This window comes from Cytobacillus spongiae (assembly GCF_021390075.1).
The window spans coordinates 3,534,495-3,549,711 of sequence record NZ_CP089997.1 but is presented as its reverse complement, the minus strand read 5'-3'; the positions used below and the strand labels follow the sequence as shown (position 1 = coordinate 3,549,711).

At 38.7% G+C, this 15,217-nt stretch carries 15 protein-coding genes; 5 read left to right on the top strand and 10 right to left on the bottom strand.

The window, feature by feature from the left end:
• The first annotated feature begins 221 nt into the window (after positions 1-221).
• The gene (locus LS684_RS17975) at positions 222-2,450 is read left to right on the top strand and encodes a bifunctional diguanylate cyclase/phosphodiesterase (RefSeq protein ID WP_233808058.1); all 2,229 of its coding nucleotides are present in this window, start codon (positions 222-224) and stop codon (positions 2,448-2,450) included.
• A gap of 313 nt (positions 2,451-2,763) precedes the next feature.
• Here the strand turns inward: LS684_RS17975 and LS684_RS17970 are convergent, their stop codons facing one another.
• Both LS684_RS17970 and LS684_RS17965 read right to left on the bottom strand, forming a co-directional pair.
• Positions 2,764-3,711, bottom strand: coding sequence for an arginine deiminase family protein (locus LS684_RS17970; RefSeq protein WP_233808056.1), 948 nt, complete (start codon positions 3,709-3,711; stop codon positions 2,764-2,766).
• 422 nt (positions 3,712-4,133) lie between these two features.
• Positions 4,134-4,292, bottom strand: coding sequence for a DUF1540 domain-containing protein (locus LS684_RS17965; protein ID WP_233808048.1), 159 nt, complete (start codon positions 4,290-4,292; stop codon positions 4,134-4,136).
• A 200-nt stretch (positions 4,293-4,492) separates the two neighbouring features.
• Between LS684_RS17965 and LS684_RS17960 the strand changes: the two genes are divergently transcribed.
• Genes LS684_RS17960 through LS684_RS17950 form a run of 3 tightly spaced genes read left to right on the top strand, consistent with a single transcriptional unit; the run spans position 4,493 to position 7,347 of the window.
• Positions 4,493-5,497: an ABC transporter substrate-binding protein gene (locus LS684_RS17960; protein WP_233808046.1), complete on the top strand. Its 1,005-nt coding sequence runs from the start codon at positions 4,493-4,495 to the stop codon at positions 5,495-5,497.
• Between the two features lie 11 nt (positions 5,498-5,508).
• The gene (locus LS684_RS17955) at positions 5,509-6,567 is read left to right on the top strand and encodes a FecCD family ABC transporter permease (RefSeq protein ID WP_233808042.1); all 1,059 of its coding nucleotides are present in this window, start codon (positions 5,509-5,511) and stop codon (positions 6,565-6,567) included.
• The gene (locus LS684_RS17950; RefSeq protein WP_233808041.1) at positions 6,568-7,347 is read left to right on the top strand and encodes an ABC transporter ATP-binding protein; all 780 of its coding nucleotides are present in this window, start codon (positions 6,568-6,570) and stop codon (positions 7,345-7,347) included.
• Between the two features lie 26 nt (positions 7,348-7,373).
• Here the strand turns inward: LS684_RS17950 and LS684_RS17945 are convergent, their stop codons facing one another.
• The 6 genes from LS684_RS17945 to LS684_RS17915 all read right to left on the bottom strand — a co-directional run bounded on the left by LS684_RS17945 (position 7,374) and on the right by LS684_RS17915 (position 14,177).
• Positions 7,374-8,768, bottom strand: a complete 1,395-nt coding sequence (locus tag LS684_RS17945) for an L-cystine transporter (RefSeq protein WP_233808040.1) — start codon at positions 8,766-8,768, stop codon at positions 7,374-7,376.
• Positions 8,769-9,731: 963 nt separating this feature from the next.
• Positions 9,732-11,210: a phytoene desaturase family protein gene (locus tag LS684_RS17935; protein ID WP_233808038.1), complete on the bottom strand. Its 1,479-nt coding sequence runs from the start codon at positions 11,208-11,210 to the stop codon at positions 9,732-9,734.
• Positions 11,207-12,310: a glycosyltransferase family 2 protein gene (locus LS684_RS17930; RefSeq protein WP_233808036.1), complete on the bottom strand. Its 1,104-nt coding sequence runs from the start codon at positions 12,308-12,310 to the stop codon at positions 11,207-11,209. Before LS684_RS17930 ends, LS684_RS17935 begins: the two co-directional genes overlap by 4 nt.
• Positions 12,311-12,321: 11 nt before the next feature.
• Positions 12,322-12,981, bottom strand: a complete 660-nt coding sequence (locus tag LS684_RS17925; RefSeq protein ID WP_233808035.1) for a lysophospholipid acyltransferase family protein — start codon at positions 12,979-12,981, stop codon at positions 12,322-12,324.
• Entirely contained in the window at positions 12,974-13,723 is a 750-nt protein-coding gene (locus LS684_RS17920; protein ID WP_233808033.1) for a carotenoid biosynthesis protein, read from the bottom strand. The genes LS684_RS17925 and LS684_RS17920 overlap by 8 nt, the downstream gene beginning before the upstream one ends.
• 253 nt (positions 13,724-13,976) lie before the next feature.
• Positions 13,977-14,177 carry a hypothetical protein gene (locus tag LS684_RS17915; RefSeq protein ID WP_233808031.1) on the bottom strand — a complete coding sequence of 67 codons (201 nt, stop codon included), beginning with the start codon at positions 14,175-14,177 and terminating at the stop codon, positions 13,977-13,979.
• A 105-nt stretch (positions 14,178-14,282) separates the two neighbouring features.
• Here LS684_RS17915 and LS684_RS17910 point away from each other — a divergent pair, with 105 nt between their 5' ends.
• Positions 14,283-14,489 (top strand): hypothetical protein, encoded by a 207-nt coding sequence (locus tag LS684_RS17910; RefSeq protein WP_233808029.1) that lies wholly within the window; start codon positions 14,283-14,285, stop codon positions 14,487-14,489.
• Between the two features lie 40 nt (positions 14,490-14,529).
• On the opposite strand, the gene LS684_RS17905 is transcribed toward LS684_RS17910, so the two are convergent.
• Both LS684_RS17905 and LS684_RS17900 read right to left on the bottom strand, forming a co-directional pair.
• Positions 14,530-14,673: a hypothetical protein gene (locus tag LS684_RS17905; RefSeq protein WP_233808027.1), complete on the bottom strand. Its 144-nt coding sequence runs from the start codon at positions 14,671-14,673 to the stop codon at positions 14,530-14,532.
• 92 nt (positions 14,674-14,765) lie between these two features.
• The gene (locus LS684_RS17900; RefSeq protein WP_233808025.1) at positions 14,766-15,176 is read right to left on the bottom strand and encodes a YbaN family protein; all 411 of its coding nucleotides are present in this window, start codon (positions 15,174-15,176) and stop codon (positions 14,766-14,768) included.
• Positions 15,177-15,217: the final 41 nt, after the last annotated feature.

The window sequence follows — 15,217 nt, the reverse complement described above, 5'->3', positions numbered from 1 at the left end:
TATTACGCAATCATTTCAACAAGTATAATTATCATTTTCTTCACCTAGTCAAATTGAAGGGCCAAAAAGCTTATTTATATGACGATAGAACTAAAGTGATTGATTTTTTACTTTATTTTCCGAATGAAATATAGTAAGTTTAAACATTGAGTGGATAGGGAATTTTAAGGAAATACATTTCTATTTCCTATAAATATGGTCGTTGATTGGGTGAAGAATAGATGAAATTATTTAATGATAAACAATTCGTTGTTAAAGGTACATTGCTTCTTATATTTGCCATTATCATCCTCATAGAAATTCTGGATATATTAGGAGTGACGACTTTATTTTCCAATCACAATATAGAGTTATTGTTGCATATCGTCTTAATCATTAGCACATTTAGTTTAATGACTATTCTCATTAAAGGGGACTCATATACAACCACTGAATTAAGGAATAGTAACATTAAATTAAATAACATCTTTGAATCTATTGATGTAGCTATTTGGTCCCATGATCTAAGAACAGATCAGCTTTTAATTACACCGGGTATCGAACGGCTTTATGGACACAGGCTTGAAGAGTTTTATCAAGACACACTCCTGTGGAAAAAAGTAATTCATCCAGATGACCTATATGTATTAAAAGAGCGGGAAGAACAGCTTCTGAACGGGTATTCGTGCACGAGTGTATACCGAATTATTCGCCCTAATGGGGAAGTACGCTGGATTAAGGATCGAGGGATTCCTGAATTAGATACAAAGGGACAGTTGGTCTACTTTACTAGCGTATTATTTGATATGTCTGACAGAAAAGAAAGTGAAGATCAATATCGAAGCTTGGTAGAAATGTCACCAGATATTATAGCCGTTATTATCGACAAAAAAATTAGTTATATCAATGAAGCGGGAAGCAAGCTGTTAGACGCTGATTCTCCAGATGAATTAGTAGATAAAGAAGTCTTGCAATTCACAACTTTGCGAGACATGGCCTTTGTAAAGAGAGAAATAAACCATAAAATGCGTAATACGCGCTTTGAAATAACCGTTTACGGTCTAAAAGGAAGAAAAATTGATGTGGAGCTAACCGCAATGCCTATTCTTTATCAAGGTAGAGAAGGCTTTCAAGTAGTGGGAAGAGATATAACAGAGCGGAAGAAATCGGAAAAAATGATTCGCCAAATGGCTTTTTATGACTCACTTACTAAGATACCGAATCGTAATATGTTTAAGCAACGATTAAACGAAGCGATTCAACAAGAAAGCAACAAAGGGTTTGCCATCTTTTTTATAGATCTTGACCGCTTTAAAGTAATTAATGATACAAAAGGGCACACTGTAGGTGATCGAATTCTTGTAAAGGTTGCTAATCGGTTAAGTCGAGCAGTAGGAAAAAGAGGGCAAGTGTTTAGGCAAGGGGGAGATGAATTTCTAATTCTATTAGAGAATGTTGACAAGGAGCAAGTAATCCAAGAGGCTCGAAATGTGATTGATAAATTCTCCCAATCATTTGAAGTAGATGAACAGGAATTCTTTGTGACACCAAGTATTGGAATTAGTATGTACCCAATCGATGGGATTGATCAAGAGAGCTTAGTAAAGCACGCAGATTCAGCTATGTATGTGGCAAAGGATCGTGGGAAAAATAATTTTCAATTCTATCACGATTCAATGGACCGTGCATCTGCCCGCAAAATAGAACTAGAGAATGGCTTAAGAAAGGCGATTGAACTCAATCAAATGATTCTCCACTATCAACCGAAAATACATTTAGCATCTAGAAATGTATTGGGAGTCGAGGCGCTAATCCGTTGGGAACACCCTACATTTGGAATCGTTTCACCTCAAGACTTTATTCCATTAGCAGAAGAAACTGGTCTGATTGTTCCAATTGGTAAATGGGTGATGAAGACTGCTTGTGAGCAAAGTAAGCTATGGGAGCGGAAGGGGATTGGCAAAGTACCGATAGCTGTTAATATTTCAGTAAGGCAAATCCAAGATGATCATTTTGTGGACGATGTAAGCCATATATTAGCGGAAACAAACTTTGATCCCACCCTACTTGAATTAGAAATTACTGAAAGTATTATGCAAGATTTTGAAAGGTCGACGAGAATCTTGAATGAGCTAAAGAAGCTAGGGGTTACCATTTCGATGGATGACTTTGGCACAGGGTATTCTTCTTTAAGCAACTTACGATATTTGCCTCTAGATCATATCAAAATTGATAAGTCATTTGTGGATGATATCATTCATCATTCGTACCAAGGCTCTATTGTAAAAGCAATTATTGATATGGGCTTAAACCTCCAATTTCAAATTATTGCAGAGGGAATTGAAGAGGAAGAGCAAGTAGCATTCTTATTGGAAAATGGTTGTAATATTGGCCAAGGCTATCATTTTAGCAAGCCATTGCCTGCAGAACTTTTGGAAAGCTATCTGATTTCACAAGATATCATGCTTTGATTTATGAGGCTGGGACATAGGTATTTTAGTCAATGATCTATCCGAACTTTTTACTAGTTCGGGTATTTTTGTTTGTTCGGAAACAAATTTTAAAAAAATAGTGGAATGGAGCGGAAGACACTCGACTACTAAGGGAAATAGAGGAAAGGCTGAGAGCAGCGCAGCGAGGAGGCTTAGCTTCCTCCCCGCGGAAAGCGAGCGTCTGCAGCGCAGGTGGAACGAACTTGTTTTTACAACCTAATTGTATTAATAGTCATTGTTCATCTTTGAGAAGGAGTCATTTAGTTATGTCCCAGTATCTGATTATTTTCATTTATCCTCTAACAAGGGGAAGGGTCATACAACGGATCCCACCGCCACCTTTTTCGAGCTCTGTTAAGTCACACTCGATGAGCTTTTTATTCTGTAGTTTCGGGTGATGTTTAAATAGTTTCTTATTTGCATCTGAACTGATAAGCAATGTTTCTGGGTCCAAACTAATGAAATTAATGTCTGCCACAGTATGATTAATATGGTTAGTGAAAATGACCTCAACCCCATGTCTACCTAGAAACTCATGCATCATCTGATAAGAGGCATCTCCTGTTGTTAGTACGTGAACTGGGAAGTAGCGTAGATAGCTTTTAGCTAACATCACATCGTTACCGACTATATTACAGTTCATGTCTAGATGCATCGTATCGGCTCTTCTTGGAAGGTTAATTACACCAATTTCGGAAAATCCCGCTCTAAATATGTGGTCCTTGATATGTTCAATGCTGCTTACACTTGTACGAAGTCCTGTATTAATAATGACAGCATTCTTATTAAGTACGAGGATATCCCCGCATTCTAAAGAATCAATCTTGTTATTGGCTTCAATCTTAAAGGTCCCTTCTGTCAGCCAGCGGTTAAAAAGAAAATGAGCATGCATATATTCGGGTCTTCGCATGGACATACCTGGTTCACCTGGAATGACAGTTTGTCCTAATGTACAAGCAAGGTCACGTACAAAAATTCGGTGAATGAGTTGGTCACTTAATTTTTTATCCTTCATCGGGAGATAATCTGAATAATCAATTACCTCCACTCCAACATCCTTCATTTTTGTAACCATTTCATCAAAATTTTCTCTAGCTTTTTTATATTCAAAGGGCTTGCTCCATTGGATGTCTTGAGCTGTTTCCGAATCGGGTACATCTAGTAGTGCAGGGGAACAAACCACTACTGTTTTTAATTCTTCATGCTCACTCCAGCATGTGGGTTGAATAGGGATCAACACAAAACCTCCTAATATGAATCAGTGTTGGAAGATACGTTGTTATACGTAATTTAGTGTCTTCTTTTACACTCTATATTATGTCCGTTAAAAAATAGGCTATGTTAATGGTCCATGTTAATTTTTTTTAACTGTTTTTCAAATACACTGTTGCTTTGAAACAAGGGCAGTTTTGCAGTTTTCCGCTTCGGGATACTTGCTTGCCGCCTGGTGGGCGATGAGACGCCAAAGCAGCAATCTTTTAGAGAAAGCCTTTTTTAAAAAGTGTAGTGGTGGAAGAAACAAGAGGCAATGGGGCTGAAGAAGGTAGGGAAAAGAGAATGAAAAATATAATATTTTGGAAATAAGAATGAATATTATTGAAAATAATTCTCAATACTATAAATAAAGAGACAACCCCGGCATGGGCTGCCCCTAAGGATAATCTATAGATCTTTTGGTTCAAATGTCTTACAATCAGTCTCTTCACTATTCTCTGCATTCTTTGCGCGGTTATTTACCACGTAAATTTGACTTGCCCCACATCTTTCGCCTTGCTTGTTAAATACACAGCTGCTTACTTCGCATAATACATCTTGTGCCATAATGAGAACACCTCCTTCTGACATAGTTTTTACATTTTTACAGTGATCTATTCAAGGAGCTGTCTTATTCTATATACCCAATTATGAAAGGATTATCGCACAATTGACGGAATTATCTTTCTTTTTGCAATTTCACAGTTACTTCACATACTAGTTTTATACTACTTCCAAGATGAATAGATATCTTGGAGGTATTTGACATGAATAAAATATGGAGAAAATTTAGCGCCATCACGATGATAAGTAGTGTGCTGCTTTTAGCTGCTTGTGGAAGTGAGGAAGGTGCAGAGGGTTCAAAAGAGGAAGAAAAAGTAGTGGAAGTGGAAGAACAAATGACCATTACAAATTATAATCGAGAGTTTGTAATCGAAGAAACACCTAAAAAAATTATAAGCACGAACGATCATACAACTGAAATACTATTAGCGTTAGGCTTAAAGGATGCGATTGTAGCGAAAGTGGTGGGTCATGAAAGTATAGTAGTTCCTGAATTACAGGCGGAATATGATGCAATCCCAACGATATCTCAATCAGATCATAATTACCCAGCTTTAGAGGCGATTCTTGAATATGAGCCAGATTTCATGTTTGGACGTGAAAGCGCATTTACGGAAAAAGCGATCGGAACGCCAGATGCTTTAAAAGAATATGGAATTAATGTGTTGGTTTCAAAAGGAACGTATACACCTGGGGCGACATTAGAGGATGTGTTTGAGGACATTACAAATATAGGGGAAATATTCTCAATTGAAGACAAGGCAGAAAAATTAATAAAAGATATGCAGTCAAATATCGAAGGTGTGCAAGCAAAGCTTGGAAAAATAGAGCAGCCTTTAAAGGTGGCAGTTATGGATATGGGAGGAGAAGCTTTGTTTACTTCCGCTCAATCGCTAGAAACACATCTAATTGAGTTAGCCGGTGGAAAAAATGTATTTGATGAAATTGAAAAAACGTGGGCTGAAGTGAGTTGGGAGGAGCTTGTAGACCGCAACCCTGATGTAATCGTGATCAATGACTATTCAGAAGTACCAACAGAGGACAAAATAAAAGAACTGCTCTCTAATCCTGCTTTAGCTGATGTGACAGCTGTGAAAAATGAAAACTTTGTTATTCTTCCCCTTTCAACGGTATTTGAAGGGATTCAAAATGACGAGGCTGTTGAATTGCTGGCAAAAGGATTTTACCCAGAGAAATTTCAAGAGTAGGATTTAGGCGTATGGAGAGAAAAAGTAGCATCTTTTTTCGAATGTTAGTTTTAGGATTAACGGTACTTTTATTTTTATCTGTTACATTAGCGATTATAGCGGGACCAGTTGCAATTGATCCTCTAGTTGTTTGGAAGATTCCTTTATCTAAGCTCCCATTTATAGGGCAGTGGATAGAAGAAAGCTGGTCAGTCGCCCAATATCATATAATCTGGGACCTTCGTTTTCCTAGAATCTTACTTGCTGTTATTGTTGGAGCAGGGTTGTCATTATGTGGGGTGGCAATCCAAGCTCTTGTTCGCAACTCTTTAGCAGATCCCTACATCTTAGGGGTCTCCTCTGGAGCATCTGTTGGTGCCACTTTAGTTATTCTATTTGGATTGTTCTCTGTGTTTGGTCAGTTTGCTCTTTCTGTTGCTGCATTTGTTGGTTCGCTAGTTTCGTTAATTCTTGTCTTTGTATTGGCGAGGGTACGTGGAAGGTTATCAACTACTCGGTTATTGTTAGCAGGAATTGCAGTATCAATGATTTTATCAGCTGTCACTAATTTTATTGTCATCTCTGCTCCTCGAGAAGAATCAATCAAAAGTGCGCTCCATTGGATGCTCGGAAACCTATCAGGTGCAAAATGGGAATATCTAACGATTCCTACTGTTGGAATTATCATAGGTGCTATATATCTATTAGTGAATAGTCGCCAGCTTAATATGCTACTGATGGGCGATGAGGTAGCTGGAACACTTGGATTAGATGTAGAGAGGTTTCGAAAAGGGCTTGTTGTGATGACATCGCTTATGACCGGGGTAATTGTGTCGATTAGTGGATCGATCGGATTTGTCGGCCTGATGATCCCTCATATTGTGCGGTTGATTGTGGGATCTGACCACAAACGAGTTCTACCAATTAGTATGCTATTAGGTGCTATTTTCTTATTATGGTGTGACGTGTTAGCAAGGACAATTATCCAACCGCAAGAGCTTCCAATAGGGATCATTACAGCCATTTGTGGCGGTCCATTTTTTATCTGGCTGCTAAGAAGAGGCTCTTATTCCTTTGGGGGTGGAGAATAAATGATCATTCAAATCAATCAAATGCACGTAAAGATTCAAGATAAGGAGATCTTAAAAGATATCTCATTACAGGTAAAGAAGGGAACATTTGTTGGAGTGATTGGTCCGAATGGTAGTGGGAAATCTACGATGCTTCGAACGATCTATCGTGGGATCCAGCCATCAGCTGGTGCTGTATACATTCAAGAAAAGGATGTTACGAAAATTCGCTCGAAAGACCTTGCGAAAGAGATGGCTGTACTCAAACAGGAAAATCAGGGAGCATACGACTTTACAGTTGAAGAAATCGTAATGATGGGACGGTCTCCACATAAACGTTTTTTTGAACCAGATACGGTTGAAGATCGAGAAATTGTAAAGGAAGCGTTAGATGCAGTAGGCATGTATACGTTTCGATTACGCCGTTTTAACGAGCTTTCTGGAGGAGAGAAACAAAGAATTCTGATTGCACGTGCACTTACGCAAAAGCCGAGCATCTTAGTCTTAGACGAGCCAACGAATCATCTAGATATACATCATCAAATTCAACTTCTTGACCTTGTGAAGAATTTTGACTTAACAGTTGTTGCTGCGTTGCATGATCTTAATTTGGCTGCTAGAACCTGCGATGAACTAATCGTACTTGAAGAGGGAGAGGTAGTAGCCGTTGGAAAGCCAGAAGAAATAGTAACTGAAAAGCTATTAGAGGATGTCTTTAAAGTAAAGACGATGATTCAGCCTCATCCAATCAATAAACTACAAATTACGTATATTGCTGCATGTAATAATGAAAAAGCGTGAATTCATCGAATTCACGCTTTTTCAAGTTATACAGCTATATCTTTTTCAACGGCATTTTTATCATTGAACTTTTCTATGTTAAATCTTTTCAAGATGCGCGATGTAAGCGTACCTGATGTCATCGCTCCATTCACATTAAGGGCTGTACGACCCATATCAATTAGTGGTTCAACAGAGATGAGCAATCCAGCTAAAGCGACTGGCAGGTTCATCGAAGAAAGGACGATTAACGCGGCAAAAGTAGCTCCTCCGCCTACACCTGCTACACCAAATGAACTTATTCCGATAATAATAACGAGCTGCAAGATAAATCCAGGACTAAGTGGATCAATGCCAACCGTAGGCGCGATCATGACCGCAAGCATGGCTGGATAAATGCCAGCGCAACCATTCTGGCCTATTGTTGCACCAAAGGAAGCTGACATATTCGCTACCCCTTCATCTACACCAAGGCTGTTCTTCTGTGCAGAGATGTTTAAAGGAATTGTACCTGCACTTGAACGTGATGTGAAAGCAAAGCTTAGAACTGGCAATACTTTTTTCAAGTAGGTAAGTGGGTTTAATCCAGCAAATGAGATCATTAATAAATGAATGACAAACATAACTGCTAATGCTACATAGGAAGCCATTACAAATTTTCCAAGCTCTACTATACCAGCTACATCTGTGCGAGCAACTGTGCTTGCCATAAGGCCGAGTATTCCGTACGGAGTTAAGCGAAGAACAAGCGTTACAATTCGCATGACGACAGCGTATACTGCATTAACCCCTTTAATGAATAAGGCGGCTTCATCTGGCTTTTTCCTTCTGACCCCTAACACAGCAATTCCAACAATCGCTGAGAATATGACTACCGCGATGGTTGAAGTTGCTCGAGCACCTGTCATATCCTGAAATGGATTAGATGGGATAAATTCAAGAATCTTTTTAGGTGTACTCATATTTTGTACTTCAGTAAGCTTCTCTTCTAAATAAATTCCACGATCTTGCTCGGCTTGACCGGCTTCGATTTGCTCAGCGTTTAAGTCAAAGACAAGAGAAGTCCCTACACCAACTAGTGCGGATACCATAGCAGTTGAAACTAGAATTCCGATAATCCATCCAGAAATTTTTCCAAGTTCTGATGACTTTTCGAGATTTATGATTGATTGAATGATAGAAACCATAATTAGCGGAACAACGATCATCATAAGTAAACGAACATAACCGCTTCCAACGATGCTATACCAGTCAGAGGTTGTTGCTACAATCTCTGAGCTTGAGCCAAAGGCTATCTGTAGGTAAGCACCAAGTAATACTCCAAAGCCTAGACCGGCGAAAACTCTTTTGCTAAATGATACATGCTTCTGCTGCATTCGGATAAGAACTCCAATGAGAACAAGCAAAATAGCAATATTCACAATGACTAAAAATAAATCCAATGGAATCACTCCTTGTGTTGTTTTGATTCTATTCAATATATATTGACAGAATCTAAGTTTAAAAACTTATAATTCCAATATATTTACTATGCTTTAATAAGTTACAATATACTGGAAAAAAAGTCAACGAAAGAGTTTGTTAGAAGGTTAGATTGATATAATTTCATATTTTTGGATGATACAAGGTGATTTCCGCTTCAGTGGCTTGCTTTCCGGGGGGGGGGTTCGCCAAGCCTCCTCGTCCTTCGTCCTGCGGGGTCTCGGCTGTAACACTAATCCCCCAGGAGTCTAGCCCCTTCCGCTCCAATCACTCGTTTGGCTTTTATAACTGGAATAAACGTATTCAAGCTCCAAAGTAAGCAGAAAAATGATTAAACAAAAGATCTTTTACATATGTTCGCCGTAATCGAATGTGACAATCAAGGTGATTTCCGCTTCAGTGGCTTGCTTTCCGGATGTTCGCCAAGCCTCAATAGCGCTAAATATCACCTGTCCTGCTTTCAACGCTGATGGTGAGTAAACTTCATAAGCCAATTTTGAATGTAGTCTCAATGACTGTTTAATTGAATATACCCTTATTCAATAAAAAAAAGACTGTAGACAAATAAAAATACAACAAATTTGTCTACAGCTTGAGCCGTAATAATCATACTTAAATTGAGTGGAACACTATTTTAAGAAAATGATTTAGTTAAAGATATTCATCCAAACTGTAAAGTTGGCAATGTGGAAGAACATGTGGGCAACCATGGCATAGACAAGGCCTTTCTTCCAAAATAAATAACCAAACCATACGCCTACAACTCCATTTAATAAAAGGGCTCTAGTAATAAGTGGTGTAAATTTATTTATTGCATAATGTTGAGACGAAAAAAAAGAAGCATCTTCTTAACAAGAATGCTTCGAGTTGTATGATGGTTCTTTTGGGAGGTGGGGGATTATGACCGCTTCTTTCGTTTACTTCTATTCGTTATGAAGGTGGATCAACTCTCTTGCTACGTTCATGCCACTTAATGTGACCATTGGGGAACCGCCGCCCGGATGTGTGCTTCCTCCTACAAAATACAAATTGTGGATATCTTTGCTTTTATTTCGTGGGCGGAGAAAGGCGTCTTTCTTCTTGTTTGCAGAAAGACCGTAAAGGGCACCACGGTAAGCACCAAATTGTTCAGCAATTTCTTTCGGCGTAATGATTTTCTCCACTTCAATAAATGGTTCAATATCCACACCAAATTGGCGAAGCTGGTTAAAAACTGTCTTTTTATATAGAAGGGGATCGATTTGAAGCTCCCCATTCCATGTAAGGGCAGGAGCATTGACTAAAATAAACAAATTGTCTCCTTTTGGAGAGCGGTTTGAGTCAGTGAAAGACGAATTGCAAACATACACAGTTGGCTCTTTGGCATATTGCTGCTGGTTGAATAAGGTGGTGAATTCGCCTACATAATCCTTTGAGAAAAACACATTATGATGCTGGAGGTCTGAAATTTGTTTGTTTAGTCCCGCTAAGATCACATATGCAGATACAGAAGGCTCTAATTGAGATACTTTTTTGTTAGAAAGTGATGGTCGATGTTCTTCATCGACGAGCTCCGGAAATGCTTGCAGTAGGTCGGCGTTCATAATGATATGATCGGCTGAGACAGCTTCACCGCTCTCCAAAACAATTTCTTGTGCTTGTTTGTTATCAACGGTGATCTTAGCTACTCTTGTTTCTAGGTGAAGCTTTACACCGAGCTTCTGTGCCAAGGCTGTGAATGCTTCAGCAATTTTCACATTTCCTCCTTTTACATAATAAACACCTTCGACCATCTCTAAGTAAGCAATCATCGCAAAGGTCGCAGGAGCTTGATAGGGGGAAGAGCCAATATATGTTGCGTACCGGTTATAAGCTTGGACCACGTTTTCATTCGAAAAATAGGAACGGAAGAAATGATCCAATGTTTCTAACGGCCGGACCTGTAACAGGGCAGCCCCAAGTGTTGGAGAAGCATAATCTCGCCATGACTGAAATGTTCGATGGAGAAAATACTTTTCTGAAAGCTCATGAAGTCTAGTAATTTCATGAATAAAAGCCTCGTACTGAGAGGCTCCAATTGGATCCAATTGCTTTAGCTGGTCAAGCATATCCGTTTGATTGCTAATAAAGTCAAAGGAAGTCCCATCCGGGAAGAAATTTCGAGTGTGTGAATCCAGCTTAACTAATTCAAAGTAATCTGCCGCAGTTTCTCCCGTTTGCTCAATAACCTTCTTAAACACAGACGGCATTGTAATGGTGTTTGGTCCGAAATCAAAGGAATAATCATTGAGCTGGACCTGCATAAGTTTTCCGCCTAAGTGCCCGTTTTTTTCAAAAACTTCTACATCAAATCCGGCATTGGCAAGTGTAATGGCAGCAGAAAGTCCTCCGAGTCCTCCTCCTATTATTGCTACTTTTTTCATGAGTAATGTCTTCCTTTCCATACATAGGATTGCTTAAACCATGCTTTAAACATAGAGGCATTCATTATGATAATAAATGAGATAGCGGAAAGAGGCATTAATAAAGAAAGAGCTAGCCGTTGATTTGTTACATAATGAACGAATAAAGCTTGGGCAGCTATGATGAAATAGGGAATCGTATAGTATCCATTTAACGTAATTAAGCTCATGACAAGAAAGATAAGTGGACCAGCATAAAATAATCCATAGAAAAGAGATAATAGCCATACCATACTAGTCGACCTTCCTAGTCCATTAAATATATTTTTTAAGAACCCTTCCCACACCTCTTGATTGGTTTCATACATTCGGCAATTCACATCTGCCGTAATATTCGCAAGAATGACCTTGTGCCCCTCCTTTTTCATTTCTCTAGCTAGGTGTACATCCTCAACTAGAGATGAACGTACTTTCTTATGACCTCCTAGCTGTTGATAAGTCTTTCGCTCAAAGAACATAAAAGCTCCGTGAGCAGCAGTAGCTGCAGGCATGTTCGTTCGATTTGCTATCATGAGTGGAAGGTGAAAGAGTACAACAAAGTGCTGCATAGGAACAAGCAACTTACTAAGAAAAGTGGGTACCTCAAAAGCTGAAAAACCAGTAAGAAGCTTTCCTTTTTTTTGAAGAAGAAGAGCAAGGGTCTTTTCAACCGTATGTGCCTTCAGGCGAACGTCTGCATCTAGAAAAAGGAAGTAATCGCCTTTGGCTTCCTTCTGTAATTGCTGGCACGCATGGACTTTTCCAATCCAATCGGAAGGCAGTCTCCTTCCGTTCATTACGCGAAAGCGTAAGTCATTCTGCGTATGTTTCGCAAGCAACGCTGATGTATGATCAGTTGATTGATCATCAAGTATGATAAATTCCAATTGAGGGTAAGTAAGCGATTGGAGTGACTCGATTAGGCTCGCAACATTTCTTTCCTCGTTTCGCATAGGAATAAGCACGGATACAAGAGGATAATGGGAGAGACGTGCTTTCTTCTGTAGAGATGGAAGAAAGCACGCATTCACAGCGGTCCAAGCAAGAAAGCTAGTTAGAATAATGATGTAGTATAAGAGCATAGTAAGCACCTCTATAGTAAAGTAATAAATCTCCTTGTTTCTTCTTGAATGACCATTTGCTTTAATACATCCAATTGCTGGGTAGTCATTTTTTCAATTTCTCTGGTTTTTTCGTTTCGGTTGGCTCCTTTTAAATTCTCTAACCAAATAGGCTTACCAGCTAATCCCCAGAATTCTGGCTTTCGATTGTGACCAAAGGAATAGTAGAAGCTGAGCGGGATTAAAGGCGTATCAGGGCACTTTTCTAATAGATAAGTCACACCTGGTTGAAAAGAGAGAGGTCTTTTCTCTAAGTGATATTCGTCTCCTTGTGGAAATAGCCCGACACTTTTCCCTTCTTGAATTAATTGTTGTGCGTAATTCAAAGACTTGATAATATCCTTTGGGCTGTCTCGATTCACTGAAAAGGCGCCGAGCTTTTGAAAAAAGGGATATTTTCTTATTCCAGATTCATGCATCATTACATAGAGCTCCTTTGGGAGGACGGATTGGTTTAATTGAAAAAATACGAGACCATCCCACCATGAGCTATGATTGGCAATGTAAATTGCAGTGGGAGGAAGTTTCTCTTCTTCAAGCCAATAAAACTGTTCAAATGAAGAACGTAGCAGCTGCCGATGATAGATCTTAAATAGTTTCTGAAAAAGTTTGTTTTTCTTTGCCTCAATCATTGGAAAGCCTACCTTTTACCGCAAAATAGATGACAAGGGCAGCTAATAAAGTTGTGAGGGCACTTGCTAACCAAAGTTTGCCGATGATTCCAAGTAGAACAAACATGGAAATCATTAGGATGAATAAGATGCCCATTCTCTTTTCCCATAACGGGTTGGGTTGAGCCCTTTCTGAAAAGGAAATGATTACAAGGTGAAGAAGGAAGGCAACAACAAACCATCCAACAAAGTTGCTAAACGGAATATGGTAGTAAAAACCTGGTTCTTCCCAAATCCAATATCCTTTCACCTGATAGGCCACTGGATCAATAATAAGGTCAATGATAACTGCGATCATTCCTCCAAGAAAGGCGTATAAAAGCTTGCTATTTGGCATGATTCTTTTTGCAAGCACATGTGAAGTACCCATGACCATTAACCAAGCGAAACCAATGCCAATAGGTACATCCCAAAGGCGTGGATCAAACGCACTTGTATATCGATATTCTCCAAACAATATTCCATGTGTAGCGCCAAGATACTCTGCTACAAAGGAAAAACAAAAAATAATGAAAATTAGACTGATTCCGATCCTGTTCCCAAAGACTTTATAGAAAAAGATGGCTGCAAGTAATCCAGCCAATATTAAAAAAACTGCATTTGACCACTCAAGCCATGGGGGCAGAAGGTCAAAGCTTAGCAGAACAACACCGCAAACATACCAAATTAAAAACCATTTATAAATAAAATCATCCAGCTTCATTTCAATAGGCCCCTTTAAATGGATTCATCTATAAATTATACAATCTTCACATGATGCTTCAATTTTCAGTGTGTTAGAATGTGCCGATGGGAGAGTAGATTGCTGAATGAATTGGGGGTATACGAGACTAGAACGCAACTAGCTGCCAAGTGGAGAAGACATTGTTTCATCTGTGTATTGTTTCGATGTACAGGAGGTAATTTCCTTTAAGAAACTAATGAAACCAGCAGTTGATCTGCTGGTTTAGTCGGACCTAGTCTGTGAAATAGTCTCGAAATGCTTTAATGTCTGAATTTGATTCATTCTTAAAGTAAGGATTATCTTCTGTAGAATCCGTCGGATCAAGATTGGTTTTAATCACTAGCATGGGCTGTGATGCTCCTTTGGCAATTACACGATCACTTAATGAGTCAAAATCAGGCATCTTCTCACTACCAGGTTTTTTCGGTTCCATATTCCAGCACCTCCTTCATCATTAGACTGTAGATAGAGAAAGATTATTATGTATGTGGTTGAAAAAGAAATAGTTGATGATACTAAAGGGGAAAGGAGGATGACGATGAAGAAGAAACTCAATGCGAGTGAAACGAATATGGAATTGAATCAACAATTTCATGAAGGAGACTATGATGAAGTCTTTAAGGGGAACGATTCTGCTTCAGCCAATATGAAGCTCGAAAATGAATTTTATCGAAATCATCGCGAGCTTAATTCTGTCGCCCCAGCATTTATTAACTCTCCCAACGCACTGCCAGAAGAAGATTAGAAAAAGAGGTTTGACCATATAAAATGGCCAAACCTCTACATCATTCGTATAAATCGGTTTTATCTTTTTGATCTTTGTTTCGTTTATTTCCTTTGCTATTATCTCCACTCATATCGGAGTTTAGCTGTCCGCCCCGTTTAGCACCATTTTGATTTTCACTACCCTTATTATACTTTTTCGTCATCACTTGCTCTCCTTTTTTCATGAATTCATGATTATTGTTTACCAGCAAGTGTTGTTTGTATTCAGTATTTTAGAGAAAGGATATTCAAGCACTTAATTCGCCTTTTTTTTCAAGTGGCTTTGAAGCGGAATGGTTTTTATCTTTTTAATAAAGTAATAATGTTTGTAAAAGGCCATGCCTAATAATAGGATTCTGACGAATAAAATATCTACTAGAATGATAGATAAAACAATGAAAAAATCCGCAATGATATTTATTCGAATCTTTTCCTTAAGGGGCATCCCTGTTTTCAGTACTAGTGGTTCTACATATTTTTCATAAATCCATGTATTTTTAAACCAATGTTCAATTCGTTTCGAGCTTTTCGCAAAGCAAAAAGCCGCAAACAAATAGAAAGGACCTCCTGGCAGAACGGGCAACACAGTGCCTGCAATTCCGAGTCCAAGCGAGATCATTCCAAGAATAAAAAATAGAATACTTTTCACTTTTAATAATATATTCATATGGTTTTCCCCTATATAAAACGATTCATCCGTATTTACTT